This window comes from Rhodococcus daqingensis (assembly GCF_042665615.1).
GTDB classification, from domain to species: Bacteria; Actinomycetota; Actinomycetes; order Mycobacteriales; family Mycobacteriaceae; genus Rhodococcus_G; species Rhodococcus_G daqingensis.
Genome location: NZ_JBHTCS010000012.1, coordinates 58361 through 77498, shown reverse-complemented (window position 1 = coordinate 77498; position 19138 = coordinate 58361). Strand labels below are relative to the sequence as shown.

Below are 19138 nucleotides of genomic sequence, written 5' to 3'. Positions count from 1 at the left end.
CATGCCGACCACCATCGCGTCCATCACCCTCGACGTGCCCGACCCCACGGCGGCCGAGGCCTTCTACGACTCCTTCGGCGTCGGCGCCCACGTGCGCGTGCGCGCCGCGGAGGCACCGACGACCGGATTCCGCGGATACACGCTCTCGCTCGTGGTGTCCCAGCCGAACATCGTCGACACCTTCATCGGGGCCGCCCTCGACGGCGGCGCCACGGCGCTGAAGCCTGCCAAGAAGGGGTTCTGGGGCTACGGCGGCGTCGTGCAGGCCCCAGACGGGGCGATCTGGAAGGTCGCGACGTCGTCGAAGAAGAACACCGGCCCGGCCAGCCGTCAGATCGATGACATCGTGCTGTTGCTCGGCGTCGAGGACGTGAAGGCGAGCAGGCAGTTCTACGTCGACCACGGGATGGAGGTGGCGAAGAGCTTCGGCCGCAAGTACGTCGAGTTCGCCACGCCGCCGGCGAACGTCAAGCTCGCGCTCTACGGGCGCCGTGCCCTCGCGAAGGACGCCGGTGCCGCCCCGGACGGATCCGGGTCGCACCGGATCACCATCGGCAGCGCAGCGGGTCCCTTCATGGACCCGGACGGCTTCGCGTGGGAGGCCGCGTCCGTATAAAGGTGTTCGGGTAGGCACACAGACCGCAGGCCGCGAAGGCGGCTCCGCTCAACGGATGGAGACAACGTGAGCATGGCCACGACGACAATGCAGTCGACCGGGCTGCACGCCGCCGACAGCCACGATCTGATCCGCGTGCACGGTGCGCGCGAGAACAACCTCAAGAACGTCAGCCTCGAACTCCCCAAGCGGCGGTTGACGGTGTTCACCGGCGTCTCGGGCTCGGGCAAGAGCTCGCTGGTGTTCGCCACGATCGCCGCGGAGTCGCAGCGGATGATCAACGAGACCTACAGCGCCTTCGTGCAGGGCTTCATGCCGACGCTGGCACGGCCGGACGTCGACGTGCTCGAGGGGCTGACGACGGCGATCATCGTCGACCAGGAGCGGATGGGCGCCAACCCGCGCTCCACGGTGGGTACCGCCACCGACGCGAACGCGATGCTGCGCATCCTGTTCAGCAGGCTCGGCAAGCCGCACATCGGATCGTCGCAGGCCTTCTCCTTCAACGTCGCCTCCGTCAGCGGCGCAGGCGCGATCACCATGGAGAAGGGCGGCCGGGAGGTGAAGGAGCGTCGCAGCTTCAGCATCACCGGCGGCATGTGTCTGCGCTGCGAGGGCCGGGGCAACGTCTCCGACTTCGACCTGACCGCGCTGTATGACGACGGCAAGTCGCTCAACGAGGGTGCGCTGACGATCCCCGGCTACAGCATGGACGGTTGGTACGGCCGCATCTTCCGCGGCTGCGGCTTCTTCGACCCCGACAAGCCGATCGCGAAGTTCACCAAGAAGCAGTTGAACGATCTGCTGTACAAGGAACCGACCAAGATCAAGGTCGAGGGCGTCAATGTGACGTACGAGGGTCTGATCCCGAAGATCCAGAAGTCGTTCCTGTCCAAGGACCGCGAGGCGATGCAGCCGCACATCCGGGCGTTCGTCGACCGGGCGATCACGTTCCAGACCTGCCCCGACTGTGAGGGCACGCGGCTCAGCGCCGAGGCGCGGTCGTCGAAGATCGACGGCGTCAGCATTGCGGACGTCTGTGCCATGCAGATCAGCGACCTGGCCGACTGGGTGCGGGGGCTGGACGAGCCGTCGGTGGCACCGCTGCTCACGTCGCTGGGCGAAACCCTGGACTCGTTCGTCGACATCGGGTTGGGCTACCTCAGCCTCGACCGGCCGGCGGGCACGCTGTCCGGCGGCGAGGCGCAGCGCACCAAGCTCATCCGTCATCTCGGCTCCTCGCTGACCGACGTCACCTACGTCTTCGACGAGCCGACGATCGGCCTGCACCCGCACGACATCGCGCGGATGAACGACCTGCTGTTGCAGTTGCGCGACAAGGGCAACACGGTGCTGGTCGTCGAGCACAAGCCGGAGGCGATCGCGATCGCCGATCACGTCGTCGATCTCGGCCCACACGCAGGCACCGAGGGCGGCGAGATCGTGTTCGAGGGCACCGTGGAGGAGCTGCGCTCGAGCGGCACGCTCACCGGCAAGCATCTGGACGACCGCGCGTCGGTGAAGCCTTCGGTGCGAACCCCCTCGGGGGCGCTCGAGGTGCGCGGCGCCGACACCCACAACCTGCGCGGCGTCGACGTGGACATCCCGCTCGGGGTGCTCGTGGTGGTCACGGGCGTCGCCGGTTCGGGCAAGAGTTCGCTGATCCAAGGGTCGGTGTCCGGGCGGGACGGTGTCGTGTCGATCGACCAGGGCGCCATCAAGGGTTCCCGGCGCAGCAACCCCGCGACCTACACGGGTCTGCTCGAGCCGATCCGTAAGGCGTTCGCGAAGGCCAACGGCGTGAAGCCCGGACTGTTCAGCGCCAACTCCGAGGGCGCGTGCCCGAACTGCAACGGCGCCGGCGTGATCTACTCCGACCTGGCGATGATGGCCGGCGTCGCCACCCCGTGCGAGGTGTGCGAGGGCAAGCGGTTCATGGCCGAGGTGCTGGACTACACGTTCGGCGGCAAGGACATCAGCGAGGTGCTCACGATGTCGGTCGCGCAGGCCGAGGAGTTCTTCGGTTCCGGAGAGGCGAAGCTGCCGGCCGCACACAAAGTCCTGGTCCGGCTGGCGGACGTGGGCCTCGGGTACATCAAGATCGGCCAGCCGCTCACCACGCTGTCGGGCGGTGAGCGCCAGCGGCTCAAGCTCGCCACCGCGATGGCCGAGAAGGGCGACGTCTACATCCTCGACGAACCGACCACCGGCCTGCATCTCGCCGACGTCGAGAACCTGCTCGGCCTGCTGGACCGTCTCGTCGACTCCGGCAAGTCGGTGATCGTGATCGAGCACCACCAGGCGGTGATGGCGCACGCGGACTGGATCGTCGATCTCGGTCCCGGTGCCGGCCACGACGGTGGTCGGATCGTGTTCGAGGGCACACCCGCCGACCTGGTCGGTGCGCGATCGACCCTCACCGGCGAGCACCTCGCGGCCTACGTCGGCGCCTGACCGAGGCCCCCGCGGGACCCCGTGAGACGAGGATCCTTCCCGGTTGTCCACGCCCACAGTGCAATTCGATCTCACGCCCGAGATCGGCGCGGCGACGCGCGCACTCGTGGGCGTGGATCCCGGGGGGTGTCCGATCGCCGGTGAATCCGGACCTATGCACTGGTCAGGCAGCAAAAAAGGCTTACCTAAGTTGGCACTGCCCGGGGGTTCTGAATTATCGTGTTCGGAACATGCTGGACACACAACCGTCCAGATAGTCACTCAGCCACGTCGGCGGAGCCGGGGACACATCCCGATCACCGTCTGCCGCCGCAGCTGAATGGGCGCGCCGGCCCAGTGTTGCGTCGGCGCTCGTATTGCCACGTGATGGCCATCAGCGTTGCTGGTCGTCTGTGCATCTGACGCACACGAAGGCTAGGTATGAAGCAATTTCCAGGCCACAGGTCTCCCGGACCCCAGGGCCTCTATGACCCCGCGAACGAGCACGACGCCTGTGGTGTCGCGTTCGTCGTCGACATGCACGGGCGCCGCAGCCGCGACATCGTCGACAAGGCCATCACCGCGCTGGTGAACCTCGAACACCGTGGTGCTGCCGGTTCCGAGCCGAACACCGGCGACGGCGCGGGCATCATGCTGCAGGTCCCGGACTCGTTCCTGCGCGCGGTCGTCGACTTCGACCTGCCCGCCGAGGGCGCCTACGCGACCGGTATCGGGTTCCTCCCGCAGGACGCCGCGGGTGCCGACGAGGCCGCCGCGGGTGTCGAGAAGATCGTCGCGGAGGAGGGCCTGACGGTTCTCGGCTGGCGCGAGGTCCCCACCGACGACTCCTCGCTCGGAGCGATGGCGCGCGACGCGATGCCCACGTTCCGGCAGGTCTTCGTCGCCGCGGCCGACGCGTCGGTCACCGGCATGGCCCTGGAGCGGCGCGCCTACGTGATCCGCAAGCGGGTCGAGCACGAGCTCGGCGAGGCCGGATCCGGTGAGGGCGCCACGGGTCGCGAGTCGGTGTACTTCCCGAGCCTGTCCGGCCAGACCTTTGTCTACAAGGGCATGCTCACCACACCGCAGCTCCGGAGCTTCTACCTCGACCTCCAGGACGATCGGATGGAGTCGGCGCTGGGCCTGGTGCACTCGCGCTTCTCCACCAACACCTTCCCGTCGTGGCCGCTGGCGCACCCGTTCCGGCGGGTCGCGCACAACGGTGAGATCAACACCGTCACCGGCAACGAGAACTGGATGCGCGCCCGCGAGTCGCTCATCGAGTCCGACGTGTTCGGCGAGGGTGCGCTCGAGAAGATCTTCCCGATCTGCACCCCGGGCGCCAGCGACACCGCGCGCTTCGACGAGGTGCTCGAGATGCTGCACCTCGGTGGCCGCAGCCTCCCGCACGCCGTGCTGATGATGATCCCCGAGGCGTGGGAGCGGCACGAGAGCATGGACCCCGCCCGCCGGGCGTTCTACGAGTACCACTCCGCGCTGATGGAGCCCTGGGACGGCCCCGCCTCGGTGTGCTTCACGGACGGCACCGTCATCGGCGCGGTGCTCGACCGCAACGGTCTGCGCCCGAGCCGCATCTGGGTGACCGACGACGGACTGGTCGTGATGGCGTCCGAGGTCGGCGTCCTCGACATCGACCCCGCCAAGGTGATCAAGAAGGTCCGCCTGCAGCCGGGCCGGATGTTCCTGGTCGACACCGCGCAGGGCCGGATCATCAGCGACGACGAGATCAAGTCGGAGCTGGCGGCCGAGCACCCCTACCAGGAGTGGCTCGACGGCGGGCTCGTTCACATGGGCGACCTGCCCGAGCGTGACCACGTGCACATGAACCACGATCGGGTGCTGATCCGTCAGCAGATGTTCGGGTACACCAACGAGGAACTGAACGTCCTCATCGCGCCGATGGCCAAGACCGGTGGTGAGGCGCTCGGTTCGATGGGCACCGACACCCCGATCGCGGTCCTGTCGGCTCGTCCGCGCCTGCTGTTCGACTACTTCTCGCAGCTGTTCGCACAGGTGACCAACCCGCCGCTGGACGCGATCCGCGAAGAGGTCGTCACCAGCCTCGGCGGCAGCATGGGACCGGAGGGCGACCTGCTCAACCCGGGCCCGGCGTCCTGCCGCCTGCTCGCGCTGCCGCAGCCGATCCTGAACAACGACGACCTCGCGAAGCTGGTCCACGTCAACGACGACGGTGACTTCCCCGGCCTGCGTTCGGTGGTCGTGCCCGGCCTGTACCGGGTCGCGGACGGCGGCAAGGGCCTGCGCAAGGCGCTCGACGACATCCGCTTCCAGGTCTCGCAGGCGATCGCGGGCGGGGCCCGGATCATCGTGCTCTCCGACCGGAACTCGAACGAGACGTTCGCCCCGATCCCGTCGCTGCTGCTGACCTCGGCCGTGCACCACCACCTGGTCCGGGAGCGCTCGCGCACCAAGGTCGGACTCGTCATCGAGACCGGTGACGCCCGCGAGGTGCACCACATGGCCACGCTCGTCGGCTTCGGTGCCGCGGCCATCAACCCGTACATGGCCTTCGAGACGATCGAGGACATGATCGAGGGCGGCGACCTCACCGGCATCACCTTCGAGGACGCGGTCAAGAACTACATCAAGGCCGCGGGCAAGGGTGTGCTGAAGGTGATGTCCAAGATGGGCATCTCCACGCTCGCCTCCTACACCGGTGCGCAGCTGTTCCAGGTGATCGGCCTGTCGCAGGAGCTGGTGGACGAGTACTTCACCGGACTGAACTCGCACCTGGGCGGCATCGGCCTGGACGAGCTCGCCGCGGACATCTCGATCCGGCACGCGGCCGCGTACCTGAACCGCCCCGAGGAGCGCGCGCACCGCGAGCTCGAGGTCGGCGGCGAGTACCAGTGGCGCCGTGAGGGCGAATACCACCTGTTCAACCCGGACACGGTGTTCAAGCTCCAGCACGCCACCCGCACCGGTCAGTACGAGGTCTTCAAGGAGTACACCAAGCTCGTCGACGACCAGTCGGAGCGCCTGGCCTCCCTGCGTGGCCTGTTCGCGTTCAAGAGCGGTGTGCGCCAGCCGATCTCGATCGACGAGGTGGAGCCCGCCTCCGAGATCGTCAAGCGCTTCTCGACCGGTGCGATGAGCTACGGCTCCATCTCCGCCGAGGCGCACGAGACGCTGGCCATCGCGATGAACCGTCTCGGCGGTCGCTCCAACTCGGGTGAGGGCGGCGAGCATCCGTCGCGCTTCGAGGTCGAGGCGAACGGCGACTGGCGCCGGTCCGCGATCAAGCAGGTCGCGTCCGGCCGGTTCGGCGTGACCGCGCACTACCTGAGCAACTGCACCGACATCCAGATCAAGATGGCGCAGGGTGCCAAGCCCGGCGAGGGCGGCCAGCTGCCGCCGCACAAGGTGTACCCGTGGGTCGCCGAGGTGCGCGGGTCCACCCCGGGCGTCGGCCTCATCTCGCCGCCGCCGCACCACGACATCTACTCGATCGAGGATCTCGCGCAGCTGATCCACGACCTGAAGAACGCCAACCCGCAGGCCCGCATCCACGTGAAGCTGGTCTCCGAGGTCGGTGTCGGCACAGTCGCGGCGGGTGTCTCGAAGGCGCACGCCGACGTGGTGCTGATCTCCGGCCACGACGGCGGCACCGGCGCCACCCCGCTGACCTCGGTCAAGCACGCGGGCGCGCCGTGGGAGCTCGGCCTCGCCGAGACCCAGCAGACGCTGCTGCTCAACGGTCTTCGCGACCGGATCGTGGTACAGGTCGACGGTCAGCTCAAGACGGGCCGCGACGTGGTCATCGCCGCGCTACTCGGCGGCGAGGAGTTCGGTTTCGCCACCGCGCCGCTGGTGGTCTCCGGCTGCATCATGATGCGCGTGTGTCACCTCGACACCTGCCCCGTGGGCGTCGCGACCCAGAACCCGGTGCTGCGCAAGCGTTTCGCGGGCAAGCCCGAGTTCGTGGAGAACTTCTTCATGTTCATCGCGGAGGAGGTGCGTGAGCTCCTCGCCGAGCTCGGCTTCCGCACCATCAACGAGGCGGTCGGCCAGGTCGACGCACTGGACACCACCAAGGCGCTCGAGCACTGGAAGGCGTCGAAGCTCGACCTGTCGCCGATCCTGGCGAAGACCGAGTCGGCCTTCATGGACCAGGACCTGTACTGCACCGGTTCGCAGGATCACGGCCTCGAGAAGGCTCTCGACCAGCAGTTGATCGCACAGAGTCGTGCGGCCATCGACAGCGGTCAGCCGGTGAAGTTCGAGTCGAAGATCACCAACGTCAACCGGACGGTCGGCACCATGCTCGGCCACGAGGTGACCAAGGTGTACGGCGGCGCGGGTCTGCCCGAGGACACCATCGACATCACCTTCACCGGGTCGGCGGGCAACAGCTTCGGCGCCTTCGTCCCGAAGGGCATGACGCTGCGCCTGCACGGCGACGCCAACGACTTCGTCGGCAAGGGCCTGTCGGGTGGACGCATCGTGGTGCGCCCGCCGGTGGAGACCGCCGACGGGTTCGTCGCCGAGGAGAACATCATCGCGGGCAACGTGATCCTGTTCGGCGCCACCGGCGGTGAGGCCCTGATCCGCGGCATCGCGGGTGAGCGTTTCGCGGTCCGGAACTCGGGCGCCACGGCGGTGGTCGAGGGCGTGGGCGACCACGGCTGCGAGTACATGACGGGCGGAAAGGTGGTCGTGCTCGGCGCGACCGGACGCAACTTCGGTGCGGGCATGTCCGGCGGCGTGGCGTTCGTCTACAACCCGGACAAGTCCTTCGAGAAGGACCTCAACACCGAGCTCGTCGATCTCGAAGACCTCGAGCACGAGGACTTCGGCTGGCTCAAGGGTGCCATCGAACGGCACCGCGACGAGACCGGGTCGGAGGTTGCCGCACGCATCCTCTCGGATTGGTCTCAGCAGGTGAATCACTTCGTGAAGGTGATGCCGCGCGACTACAAGAAGGTGCTCGTGGCGATCGACACCGCGAAGAAGAACGGAACTGACGTGGACGAGGCAATCATGGAGGCAGCTCGTGGGTGATCCAAGCGGCTTCCTCAAGCACACCTCGCGCGAACTGCCGGTCCGGCGGCCGGTGCCGCTGCGCCTGATGGACTGGAAGGAGGTGTACGAGGACTTCGATTCGAAGACCCTCCGCACCCAGGCCAGCCGGTGCATGGACTGCGGTATCCCGTTCTGCCACAACGGTTGCCCGCTCGGAAACCTGATTCCCGAGTGGAACGATCTGGTGCACAAGGATCGCTGGCGCGACAGCATCGATCGCCTGCACGCGACCAACAACTTCCCGGAGTTCACCGGTCGGTTGTGCCCGGCGCCCTGCGAGGCGTCGTGCGTGCTCGGCATCAACCAGGATCCGGTCACCATCAAGCAGGTCGAGGTCGAGATCATCGACCGCGCCTTCGACGAGGGCTGGGTCAAGCCGGTGCGGCCGTCCAGCCTGACCGGCAAGAAGGTCGCGATCGTCGGCTCCGGGCCCGCCGGCCTGGCCGCCGCGCAGCAGCTCACCCGGGCCGGCCACACGGTGACCGTGTTCGAGCGGGCCGATCGCATCGGTGGTTTGCTCCGCTACGGCATCCCCGAGTTCAAGATGGAGAAGCGCCACATCGACCGGCGCCTGGTGCAGATGGAGTCCGAGGGCACCATCTTCCGGCCCGGCGTCAACGTCGGCGTGGACATCACGGCCGACGAGCTGCGCGAGCAGTTCGACGCGGTGGTGCTGGCGGGCGGCGCCACCGAGGCGCGCGACCTGCCGATCCCCGGCCGCGAGCTGGACGGTATCCACCAGGCGATGGAGTTCCTGCCGATCGCCAACCGCGTGCAGCTCGGCGATGCGGACGCGCCGTCGATCACCGCGGAGGGCAAGAAGGTCGTCATCATCGGTGGCGGCGACACCGGCGCGGACTGCCTGGGCACCTCGCTGCGCCAGGGCGCGGAGCTCGTGCACCAGTTCGAGATCATGCCGCGCCCGCCGGAGGCGCGCGCGGACTCCACCCCGTGGCCGACGTACCCGCTCATGTACCGGGTGTCCTCGGCGCACGAGGAGGGCGGCGAGCGGGTGTTCGCGGTCAACACCGAGCAGTTCAACGGCGCCGACGGCAAGGTCACCGGGCTCAAGGCCCACGAGGTCAAGATGGTCGGCGGCCGCTTCGAGAAGCAGGAGGGCACCGACTTCGAGCTCGAGGCCGACCTGGTGCTGCTGGCGATGGGCTTCGTCGGGCCGGAGAAGCCGGGCCTGCTGACCGACCTGGGTGTCGACCTGAACGAGCGTGGAAACGTGACCCGTTCCAGCGAGTGGGCGACCAGCGTGGACGGCGTGTTCGTGGCCGGCGACATGGGTCGAGGTCAGTCGCTGATCGTGTGGGCCATCGCGGAGGGCCGCGCGTGCGCGGCCGCCGTCGACACGTTCCTCGAGGGCGAGACCTCGCTTCCGTCGCCGATCGTTCCCACGGCGGCACCGCAGCGATGATCACTGGCCGGTAACGGCCTGCAATTGAACGGCAACCCGCCGCCCCGACAGTTGGGGCGGCGGGTTTGCTGCGTAATGGGCATTTTCGTGCTGTCGGTCATTTGGACGAATGTTCAGAAAATGGGGGACGTATCCGTTTTGTGACGGTTAGGCTTCGCGCGATCTGTGATGTGAGTCACGCCACTGCAGCCCGCTCCGGTGGGCCCTCCAGGAGGTAACCGTGCTCTTGTCCAAGACCCGTCGCGCTGCGACACCGATCATCGCGGCCGTGGCCGCGATGGGACTGCTGCTCGGCGGTGCCGCCGGCACCGCAGCCGCCGATCCGACACCGCCGCCGCCCGCGTCGTCGGGCGACAAGACGGCCGACAACCTGCGGTGGAACCTCAGCCTGACCGCCGTGAACGGGACCGCGGTCAACCCCGCCACGCCGGGCGTCAACGTCGTCCACCCGGGCGACACCGTGACCTACACCGCCAAGATCTGGAAGACCGCCGGCATCGGCCGGTACATGACTGCGATCCGGCAGATCCAGCCCGCCGGCTTCGAGTACCTCTCGCACACGATCAGCAAGCAGTCGAACGTCACCAACGAGGGCGCCGCGGGCGTCAAGGCGACGTGCACCGGCGGCGGCTGCAACTCGGTGCCGATCCTGGGCACCAAGGGCTACCTCGACAACGTGAACTTCGACGTCACCTACAAGATCCCCACGACCCAGGCCTTCGGCGACTACAACGCGGGCTTCGTGTTCGACGTGTACGCGTTCAGCACGCAGTCGGGTGCCAACCCGGCAGGCGCGTGGGTGCGTGTCGTCGACCCCAATGTCAACACCACCACGGACCTGCAGGTCCCGGCCACCGCCAAGACCGGGACCCCGGTCGACCTCACCGCGAACGTGGGGCCCGCCAACGCGGTCGGCACCGTGCAGTTCAAGGACGGTGACGCGAACATCGGCGGCCCCGTCGGTGTGGCGAACGGCAACGCAACCCTGTCGCACACCTTCGACTCGGTTGGCGCGCACAACATCTCGGCAGTGTTCACCGCGGGTGCGGGCTTCCACAACTCGGCCTCCGGGGTGAAGACCGTCGACGTCACCGCCGACACCACCACCGCGATCCAGGTCCAGGCCACCGCGCTCGTCGGCGACGACGTCCAGGTCACCGCGACGGTCACCCCCGCGACCGCGGTCGGCACCGTGCAGTTCAAGGACGGCGAGACCAACGTCGGCGAACCGGTCCCCGTGGTGGGCGGCACGGCCTCGATCACCCGCAAGTTCGACGAGGCGGGCACCCACAGCTTCGTCGGAGTCTTCACCGGCACCGCCGGTTACACCGACTCGGTGTCGCCGCCGGCCGAGCTGACCGTCAAGGACGCCGACTGGGGCACCACCACCACCGTCCTGGAGCCGGTCACCGCGGTCGTCGGCACGTCGGTGAACCTCTCGGCCACCGTGCACCCGATCCCGAGCGGCGGCAGCGTCAAGTTCCTCGTCAACGGCGCGGAGGTCGGCACCGCACCCGTGGGCACCGGTGACGGCGTCGCGATCCTGCCGCACACCTTCGGAGCCGCGGGCACCGCAAACGTGGTCGCCGAGTTCACCGGGACCACCGGCTTCACCGGGTCCACCTCGAGTGGCTTCACCGTCACCGTGACCGAGCCGGACACGCGCGAGGCCACCACCACCGCTCTCGCCGTCACCGGCAACGCGGCCGTCGGACAGGCCATGCAGTTCAAGGCGACCGTGGCCCCCGCGGGCGCCAACGGCACCGTGCAGTTCAAGGTGGGCACCACTCCGATCGGCGCCCCCGTCGCCGTCGTGGGCGGTGTCGCCACCCTGTCGCACACCTTCGCCGAGGAGGGCACCTACGGCGTCACCGCCAGCTTCATCGGGGGCGCCGGCTTCAAGGATTCGGTGTCCGGTCCGTCCGTCGTGAACGTCGCGGCCGCGGGCACCCCCGGTGGGGGCACGGGCAGCCTCGACACCGGCTCGCTCACCAGTCTGTTCGGCAGCTAGCCCGACCCACACCCACGACCGGTCCCGGGGCGTGCCGCGCGCACGCCCCGGTCCGGGTGGGTCCCAGGCCTTCCCTATCCCAGGAGAATTCATGCAGAACAAGAGAATTCGGCGGCTGGCGACTCCGATCACCGCAGCGGCCGCCGTCGGGATCACCGTCTTCGGCGGCGTGCCCGCCCAGGCCGCCCCGGTCACCACCAACTTCACAGCTTCCTGCCTCGCGACCCCTTCGGCCGTCGCCGGACCGACCACGCAGTCGCAGCCGTCCTCGGTGACGATCGATGCCCCCACGACGGTCGACGCCGGCCAGGAGTACGAGGTCACCATCGCGCCCCCGCCGATCACCTATCCCAACTCGGTGTCGGGAGCGAACGTGCAGAACGTCTCGCGGATCAAGATCGACGTCGCCGTCCCACAGAATGCGGAGTTCCTCGGCGCGGACATCGTGCCCGGTACCAGCTCCGGGCTCAGCGGCGTCGCACCCAATGTGCTGCGGGTCAACGAGAACGGCGTCGTCGACCCGAACGGGACCGTGATCCGGCTCTCGGGCAACAATGCGGTCATCGGAAACAGTCCCACCTCCAGCAAGAGCTCCGAGGGCGGCATCGTCGCGCCCGCGGCGGGCGGCGCGAACACCACCTTCCAACTGCCCAAGGTCAAGGCCCGGCTGCGGGCCGGCGCGTCCGGCAACGTCGACATCAAGCTCCGGACCGGTGGGTCCGCGGGGCAGTGGGCCAACGACGCGAACTTCCTGACGTTCCTGCCGAAGGCGACGGCGCTGTTCGTCACCGCGTGGGCCCCGACCCAGTGCACCCCGCGTGACAGCGCGACCGCGCCCCTGAACGCGGGCGCAGGCCCGCTGGCGACGACCGGCATCACCGAGGCGGACAAGGACACGACCACCACCCTCGCCGGCCCGGGGACCGCCAAGAACGGCACCCCGGTCACGCTGACCGCCAACGTCGCGCCCGCGGCGACCGGCGGCACGGTGCAGTTCAAGGACGGTGACGCCCCGCTCGGCGACCCGATCCCGCTGGCAGCCGGCAACGCGGCCATCACGACGACGTTCACCACCGACGGCGATCACTCGATCACCGCGGTCTACTCCGGCGCGTCCGGATTCGTGGGATCCACCTCGGCGGCCAAGCTCGTCAAGGTCACCACCGACGCGCCGCCGGACACGGCGACCACCACCACGGTAGAGGCCCCGGCCGACGCCAAGGTGGGCCAGGACGTGAACCTCACCGCGCGGGTCACCCCCGCGGGCACCGGCGGCACGGTGAACTTCATCGTCGACGGCGGGGCCCCGGTGACCGGCATGGTCGGCACCGACGGGATCGCCGTGGCGCCGTACACCTTCACCACGACCGGAACCCATCGGGTGGTCGCAAAGTTCAGCGGCGCTCAGGGTTTCGCGCCGTCGACCTCCCTGGCGTTCCCCGTCAGCGTCACCACGCCCGCGCCCGCTGACGTGGAGACGACCACCACCCTCGCGGCGCCCGGCACCGTGGAGAAGAACGTCCCGGTGACGCTGAGGGCGACGGTCGACCCGGCCAACGCCAAGGGCAAGGTGCAGTTCAAGATCGGCACCTCGCTGATCGGTGGACCGGTCGACGTGGTCGACGGTGTGGCGACGTTGCCCACCACGTTCCACAACTCCGGTACCTACAACGTCACGGCGGAGTTCACCGGCGATGCCGGGTTCACCAGCTCCGCCTCGGCCCCGCAGACGCTGACGGTGCCGGGCGCCACCGGTCCGGGGAACGGCGGCGGACTGGGCAGCCTGGAGAGCCTCTTCGGCTCCTGATATGCGGCTGCGCCGCAGTGGTGCGGTTACGGAGTCCCCACACTCCGCAACCGCGCCACTGCGCGTCAGCGCCTAGATGCCCGCGGTGAGCGCGACGGTCAGCGGAACAACGGTGAGGAAGCAGATCGCGGCCGCGAAGAGAGCGATCACCACGCCGCGGCGCCAGCGTCCACGGGCGCCGCTGGCGGCGGTCACGAACAGGACGAACCCGACGCAGACGGAGACGATCGTCAGGATCACGGGGGTGTCGACCATGGTCCGATTCTGCCCGGCAGCGGGGTCTCGCCTGCGGCCGGCCCGAAGGCGTCGCAGAGGGTGGGATCGGTGCGCGAGATCACCGGTGATTGCGGTACCGTCTCGTTCATCGTCTGTGCATCTTTTTGATACCTCCCGATGGCAGCATGTGCTGGCCGGACCGGGAATCGGAAGGAAAGAGGGGGCTCGCACAATGCGCCTGAAGAAGACCATCGCGGTCCTGTCCGCGTTCGCCGCTGCCACGGTGGGCACGGTGATCTCCGGCGCGACCGCCCAGGCCGCTCCGGCAGGAAACTGCCCGAGCATGTACGTGGTCGCGATCCCCGGAACCTGGGAGACCTCCACCGCGCCCGACAAGCGGCCCGGCCCGGGCATGCTCGCGGCGGTGACGAACGCGCTTCCCGCGTCGAAGATCCGGTCCGACTACGTCACCTACGCGGCGACCGCGTTCCCCTGGGAGGCGGAGGTATACGGGGCGTCGAAGAAGCAGGCGACCGACAATGCGCGCGGCATGCTCGAGGCCATGCAGCGGGACTGCGCGAACACGCGTTTCGGCATCATCGGCTACAGCCAGGGTGCGGACGCGGCGGGTGATCTGGCCGCGGAGATCGGCACCGGTACCAGCACCATCCGTCCCGAGAAGGTGGCGGCCGTCGGGCTGCTCTCCGATCCGAGGCGAGCGGACAGCGACGTGCTGATCGGCCCGGCCGTGCCGGGGATCGGCTCGGGAGGCCCGCGGATCGGTGGGTTCGGCTGGGTCAGCGATCGCACGGTGACCTTCTGCGCGCCGGGCGACCTGTACTGCGCGACCGAGCGCGACGACTTCGTCACCCGGATGGCCGGATTCCTCGCGCAGAACTCGGATCCGGGTTCCTCGGATTCGCCGAGCTACGACGACGAGGCCACGATGATCTGGAACGACCTGCTCGGCGCCGGTGGCATCCCGACGCTGCAGAACCAGCTCACCGACGAGGCGAACAAGGGCCGTCGGAAGCAGCTCGAGAAGTTCTACGGCTCGGGTGCCCACCAGGACTACCAGGGGTACGCCGTCGATGCGGCGGGCAACACGCCGACCGCCTGGTTGGCGGGCTGGCTGCGCGACCGCGCGTGACCCAATCGCGGGTTGCCCCGGGGAACGGGGCAACCCGCCACGGGTGAGTGATCTCCACCCCAGTGGCGATGGTTGCCGTGCGCGCCGCCGATCAGGCTTGAAGGTGCCCGATCCGCCTGCCACGAGCCCACGGAGCGCCACCCATGAGCCTGAAGAAGACCCTCGCACTGGCGTCCGCCGTCGCCGCGGCCACCATCGGCATCTCCGCGGGAGTGGCCCAGGCCGATTCGCCCGGTGCCGGCTGCCCGAGCCTCTACGTGGTGTCCATCCCGGGCACCTGGGAGACGGGACCAGCCAGGCAGCCGACTCCCGGCATGCTCGGCGCGGTGACGGGCGCGCTGGCCTCGCCGACCATCCGAACCGACTACGTGACCTACGCCGCGACCGCATTCCCTTGGGAGACACAGGTTTACGCGGCGTCGAAGCGGCAGGCCGTCGACAATGCGCGCGGCCTGCTGGAAACGATGCAGCGGACCTGCGTCAACACGCGGTTCGGCATCGTCGGCTACAGCCAGGGCGCTGACGCGGCGGGCGATCTGGCCGCGGAGATCGGTTCCGGTCTGAGTCCGGTGCGGCCCGAGAGGGTGGCGGGAGTCGGCCTGCTCTCCGACCCGCGGCGCGCGGCGACCGACGTGCTGATCGGCCCGCCGGTTCCGGGCTTCGGCTCGGGCGGTCCGCGGATGGGCGGCTTCGGCGCGGTCGGCGACCGCACGGTCACCTTCTGCGCGCCCGGCGACCTGTACTGCGCCACCGAGCGCGACGACTTCGTGACCCGGATCGCGGGCGTCACGGTCCAGAACTCCGACGCCGGCTCGGTGGACGAGCTGCTCAAACGCCCGGATGCCGGTGCGCTCTGGAACGAGTTGCTCGGTGCCGGTGGCGTTCCCACGCTGCAGGGCCAGCTGAGCGATCAGGCCAACGCGCAGCGCCGCGACGAGCTCGCGGCGTTCTACGGTTCGGGTGCCCACCAGAACTATCAGGGCTACGCCGTCGACGCGGCGGGCAGCACCCCGACCGCGTGGCTGGCGGGCTGGCTGCGCGCCAAGGCCTGATCTGCCCCGCAGGGGTGAGGGCTTCCCGCCCCGCTGGTGATGGCTCCCGGCTCTTTCATCCATGAGGCTGGTAGGTGTTCGAAGAACCACGAAGCCCTCAAATCTGAAGGCTTTCAAAGAAATTCGTGTTCGGGGCAGCATTACCGTCACCTTCGACGGCATCGTCTCGGATTCCACCGGGACCTTCTGCGGCGCACAGATCGACGGTCAAGGAGGCACCACCGCCCGCGCGGTCTTCGACGCTTCGGGCCATGGGACAGCGACAATCGGGGGCTTGTTCGGCTCCTGACCGCGGCCGACAGAGGTGCGCCCGCTGTTCCGGGCGCGCCATCGTCGTGGGTGGGCGCGCCCGCCGGGCTAGATTCGGGCGATGACCGAGCTCAGGGCGTTCACCTTCTACGTGATGATCCCGCTGAACCTGCTACTCGTCCTGTGGGTCTGGATCGGCCGCGCGTTCCTCGGCGCGGGCGGGTGGTGGATCGTGATCCTCACCTACACCGCGGTCCCGGTGCTGATCCTCGCCCTCGGACTGTCTTCCATCCTCGCGATCACGCAGCGGGTGCCCGCGAGCGCGGGCCGGCTCACCCCGCCGAAGTGGGCCACCCACCTGGTGGTGTGGGCGGCGATGTTCGGGTTCGGGTTCTTTCTCGTGGACGTCGGCGACGACGCGGACGCCGAGAAGTCGGTGTTCACGCAGGTCGTGGGGGTCAATTCGGGCACGATCGCGGTGAGCAACACGCTCACCTCGATCTGCGTACTCACCTTCCTCGCCGCCTGGGTGGTGCTGCTCGTGCTCCTGATCGCGGGCCAGCGCAGCCGGCGACCGGGTGCGATCGGAGCGGGGACATCGTCGCCGTGATCGACCCGCCCCGGCCAGGGGCGACACCAGATTCTCTGGCCACGGGGCCGAGGGTCCGGCACAATGCCCTGCGACACGGCGGACAGCCCGGCCATGTGGCCGGGCGCGAGGGAAGCGGCGGCATGCGATCTTCAGGTGACTCGGCCTCGGCCGCGCGGGAGCTCGTCGTTGCGCTCGCCTCGGTGATGGAGGCGCAGAGCGAGGAACTCAAGGCGCGGGTGATCGATCGGCTGACCTCCGAGATGGAGGAGGCCCGGGATCCGCTGGTCGCCACCATGCAGGCCGCCGCCACCGTGGAGTCGCTGGCGGCGATCCGTCAGATCCTGCAGCACCGGATCGAGGCGGGACGCACCGATGTGCCGGCGACGGCGGTGGAGCACGCGCGCAGGCTCGCCCAGCGTGGTGTCTCGCCCGCCGCGATGGAGCGGGCGAATCGGTTGTCCAGTGACACCGTGATGCGGTGGTGCCTCGAACAGATGGAACTGCTCAGCGACGACGCGACGGTCGTCTCCCAGGCGGCGCTGCTCATCATGACCGACACCGCCGGCTTCGGCGATCGGGTGGCCCACCAGCTGGCGGCCGCCTACGAGGCCGAGCGTGAGCTGTGGCTGCGCCGCAGCAACGCCTCCCGCGAGGCCTGCATCGGGCAGCTCTTGACGGGACGGGCGACCGACCTGCCCGCCGCCGAACTCGCCCTCGGGTATCGGCTGGGCCAGCGGCACCTCGCCCTGGCGGTGTGGACCGAGCCGACCGAGTCCCGCGCGGACGATACGGGTTTCCTCGAGCGCTCGGTCGGTGCCCTCGCGGACAAGCTGGGGTGCACGGCGGCGCCGCTGATACTGCCCCGCGCCGACAACGAGGCGTGGGCCTGGTTGGCGGTCGGGCCCGCGGTCGACATCTCGGCGATCGGGCAGATCGTGGCGGGGTGGGAGCAGCCGGTCAAACTCGCGGTCGGGGCGCCGGCCGAGGGGGCGGCGGGATTCCGGCGCACTCACCAGCAGGCGATGTCGGCGCAGGTGGTGGCGCAGAACTCCGCGCGCCGCGGCCCCCTGGTCGTCTCGAGTGCGGAGGTCGGGGCGGTCGCCCTGATGGCTGCGGACGTGCCGGCGGCCCGGATGTGGGTGCGCGACATGCTCGGCCCGCTGGCCGTGGACGACGCCGCGAGCGAGCGGCTGCGCGAGACGATCCGCGTGTTCCTGGCGAACGGCGCGAGCTACACCGCGACCGCGGAACAGCTGAACATGCACAAGAACTCGGTGGTCTATCGGCTCCGCAAGGCGGAGGACCAGCTCGGGCACAAGCTCCGTGACGGCCGTCTCGACCTCGAGATCGCGCTGGCGCTGTGTCATTGGCTCGGCGCGGCCGTGCTCGAGGCGGGACCTGACACGCCCGCCCCGGGCACGGGTGGCTAACGGACCACGCTCAGCGGCTCCGGCGTCGCGGTCCGGACGAAGTAGGCGATCTCCTCGATGGCGCGCTGCGCCTCCGGCACCAGATCGGCGGCCGCCTGGAACACGTGCACCTGGCGACGCCACACCTGCAGCTCGCAGGGCACGCCGGCCTCGGCGAGCCGGTCGGCCATCAGCTCGGAATCCGGCAGCAGCAGTTCGTGGGAGCCGACCTGGATCAGGACCGGCGGCAATCCCCGCAGGTCGCTGTCGACCGGGCACATCCGGTCGCGGACCGCCCCGGACCGGGAGTCGACGCGATCGGAGATCCTGGCGAGCTCGTCGAGGGCGTGGCTCGGGAGCATGGCGTCGCGACCGGCGTTGCGGTGTTCGGTCTTGCGGGCGGGGTCCATCTCGGTCAGGGGCGAGAGCGCCACGATCCCGGCGGGGCCGGGCAGGCCGTGGTCGCGGAGGGCGAGCGGGATCATGAAGGACAGGTAGCCGCCCGCCGAGTCGCCGGCGATCACGATCTGGTCGGGCCGGTAGCCCTTGGCCAGCAGCCAGCGGTAGCCGTTGACCCCGTCGTCGACGGCGTCACTGATGCTGTGTGTGGGGAGCATCCGGTAGTCGACCATCAGGACGGGTGCCTGTGCGGCGGCCGAGATCCGCGAGACCAGGCGCTGGTGGGTGCCGACCCCGCAGAACAGGAATCCGCCGCCGTGCAGGTAGAGGATGACGCGATCACCGTCGGCGCCGTCCGCCTTGACCCACTGCGCGCTGCAGTGGTCGAGCAGGATGGTGTGGCTGCGGGTCCCCTCGATGGGCGGGTGCACCCGGGCGCTCATGTCGTCGAGGTACTTCATCGGCCAGGGCAGCGCCGATGCCCTGGCCCACATCGAGATGACCGGCCGGACCGTCATTCGCAGTGCCTGGGCCAGCATCCGCGACTGCATGCTGGTGCCGCGGATCTCCTGGCGATCGACCGTGGTCGGGAGGTGGCCCGGCTGTGGCGCGGCGGAGCCGTCGACGAACCGCGCAGGCGTCGAACCGAACTCGCGGTCGCCGGCACTGACAAACTCCACAACTTCACTGCTGGTCACGTGGACATCCTTGGGCTTC

Annotated in this window: 12 protein-coding genes; 10 read left to right on the top strand and 2 right to left on the bottom strand. The window is 69.2% G+C overall.

Going from position 1 to position 19138, the window contains the following annotated elements:
* Position 1: 1 nt before the first annotated feature.
* From ACFQS9_RS10615 to ACFQS9_RS10590, 6 genes are all read left to right on the top strand, one after another.
* Positions 2 to 616: a VOC family protein gene (locus ACFQS9_RS10615; protein ID WP_378404303.1), complete on the top strand. Its 615-nt coding sequence runs from the start codon at positions 2 to 4 to the stop codon at positions 614 to 616.
* 72 nt (positions 617 to 688) lie between these two features.
* Positions 689 to 3070, top strand: a complete 2382-nt coding sequence (locus ACFQS9_RS10610; RefSeq protein WP_378404301.1) for an ATP-binding cassette domain-containing protein — start codon at positions 689 to 691, stop codon at positions 3068 to 3070.
* 420 nt (positions 3071 to 3490) lie between these two features.
* Complete coding sequence (gltB, locus tag ACFQS9_RS10605; RefSeq protein WP_378404299.1) at positions 3491 to 8092, top strand: glutamate synthase large subunit; 4602 nt, start codon at positions 3491 to 3493, stop codon at positions 8090 to 8092.
* Positions 8085 to 9536, top strand: a complete 1452-nt coding sequence (locus tag ACFQS9_RS10600) for a glutamate synthase subunit beta (RefSeq protein ID WP_378404297.1) — start codon at positions 8085 to 8087, stop codon at positions 9534 to 9536. The genes gltB and ACFQS9_RS10600 overlap by 8 nt, the downstream gene beginning before the upstream one ends.
* Before the next feature lie 220 nt (positions 9537 to 9756).
* Positions 9757 to 11547, top strand: a complete 1791-nt coding sequence (locus tag ACFQS9_RS10595) for an Ig-like domain-containing protein (RefSeq protein ID WP_378404294.1) — start codon at positions 9757 to 9759, stop codon at positions 11545 to 11547.
* Positions 11548 to 11638: 91 nt separating this feature from the next.
* Positions 11639 to 13354, top strand: a complete 1716-nt coding sequence (locus ACFQS9_RS10590; protein WP_378404292.1) for an Ig-like domain-containing protein — start codon at positions 11639 to 11641, stop codon at positions 13352 to 13354.
* Positions 13355 to 13426: 72 nt separating this feature from the next.
* Here the strand turns inward: ACFQS9_RS10590 and ACFQS9_RS10585 are convergent, their stop codons facing one another.
* The gene (locus tag ACFQS9_RS10585; protein WP_378404290.1) at positions 13427 to 13609 is read right to left on the bottom strand and encodes a hypothetical protein; all 183 of its coding nucleotides are present in this window, start codon (positions 13607 to 13609) and stop codon (positions 13427 to 13429) included.
* 193 nt (positions 13610 to 13802) lie between these two features.
* Here ACFQS9_RS10585 and ACFQS9_RS10580 point away from each other — a divergent pair, with 193 nt between their 5' ends.
* From ACFQS9_RS10580 to ACFQS9_RS10565, 4 genes are all read left to right on the top strand, one after another.
* Positions 13803 to 14720, top strand: coding sequence for a cutinase family protein (locus ACFQS9_RS10580; protein WP_378404288.1), 918 nt, complete (start codon positions 13803 to 13805; stop codon positions 14718 to 14720).
* A gap of 143 nt (positions 14721 to 14863) precedes the next feature.
* Complete coding sequence (locus ACFQS9_RS10575; RefSeq protein WP_378404287.1) at positions 14864 to 15772, top strand: cutinase family protein; 909 nt, start codon at positions 14864 to 14866, stop codon at positions 15770 to 15772.
* Between the two features lie 370 nt (positions 15773 to 16142).
* The gene (locus tag ACFQS9_RS10570; protein ID WP_378404285.1) at positions 16143 to 16631 is read left to right on the top strand and encodes a hypothetical protein; all 489 of its coding nucleotides are present in this window, start codon (positions 16143 to 16145) and stop codon (positions 16629 to 16631) included.
* A 122-nt stretch (positions 16632 to 16753) separates the two neighbouring features.
* Complete coding sequence (locus ACFQS9_RS10565) at positions 16754 to 18043, top strand: PucR family transcriptional regulator (protein WP_378404283.1); 1290 nt, start codon at positions 16754 to 16756, stop codon at positions 18041 to 18043.
* On the opposite strand, the gene ACFQS9_RS10560 is transcribed toward ACFQS9_RS10565, so the two are convergent.
* Positions 18040 to 18972, bottom strand: a complete 933-nt coding sequence (locus tag ACFQS9_RS10560; protein WP_378404612.1) for an alpha/beta hydrolase — start codon at positions 18970 to 18972, stop codon at positions 18040 to 18042. The two genes, ACFQS9_RS10565 and ACFQS9_RS10560, sit on opposite strands and share 4 nt — an antisense overlap.
* Between the last annotated feature and the right edge of the window lie 166 nt (positions 18973 to 19138).

What these genes read in the sequence shown, in the direction of transcription:
- ACFQS9_RS10585 (WP_378404290.1), bottom strand. Translation starts at nt 13,609, where the DNA reads ATGGTCGACACCCCCGTGATCCTGACGATCGTCTCCGTCTGCGTCGGG.
- ACFQS9_RS10565 (WP_378404283.1), top strand. Translation starts at nt 16,754, where the DNA reads ATGCGATCTTCAGGTGACTCGGCCTCGGCCGCGCGGGAGCTCGTCGTT.
- ACFQS9_RS10560 (WP_378404612.1), bottom strand. Translation starts at nt 18,972, where the DNA reads ATGCAGTCGCGGATGCTGGCCCAGGCACTGCGAATGACGGTCCGGCCG.
- ACFQS9_RS10615 (WP_378404303.1), top strand. Translation starts at nt 2, where the DNA reads ATGCCGACCACCATCGCGTCCATCACCCTCGACGTGCCCGACCCCACG.
- ACFQS9_RS10590 (WP_378404292.1), top strand. Translation starts at nt 11,639, where the DNA reads ATGCAGAACAAGAGAATTCGGCGGCTGGCGACTCCGATCACCGCAGCG.
- gltB (WP_378404299.1), top strand. Translation starts at nt 3,491, where the DNA reads ATGAAGCAATTTCCAGGCCACAGGTCTCCCGGACCCCAGGGCCTCTAT.
- ACFQS9_RS10570 (WP_378404285.1), top strand. Translation starts at nt 16,143, where the DNA reads ATGACCGAGCTCAGGGCGTTCACCTTCTACGTGATGATCCCGCTGAAC.
- ACFQS9_RS10610 (WP_378404301.1), top strand. Translation starts at nt 689, where the DNA reads ATGGCCACGACGACAATGCAGTCGACCGGGCTGCACGCCGCCGACAGC.
- ACFQS9_RS10575 (WP_378404287.1), top strand. Translation starts at nt 14,864, where the DNA reads ATGAGCCTGAAGAAGACCCTCGCACTGGCGTCCGCCGTCGCCGCGGCC.
- ACFQS9_RS10580 (WP_378404288.1), top strand. Translation starts at nt 13,803, where the DNA reads ATGCGCCTGAAGAAGACCATCGCGGTCCTGTCCGCGTTCGCCGCTGCC.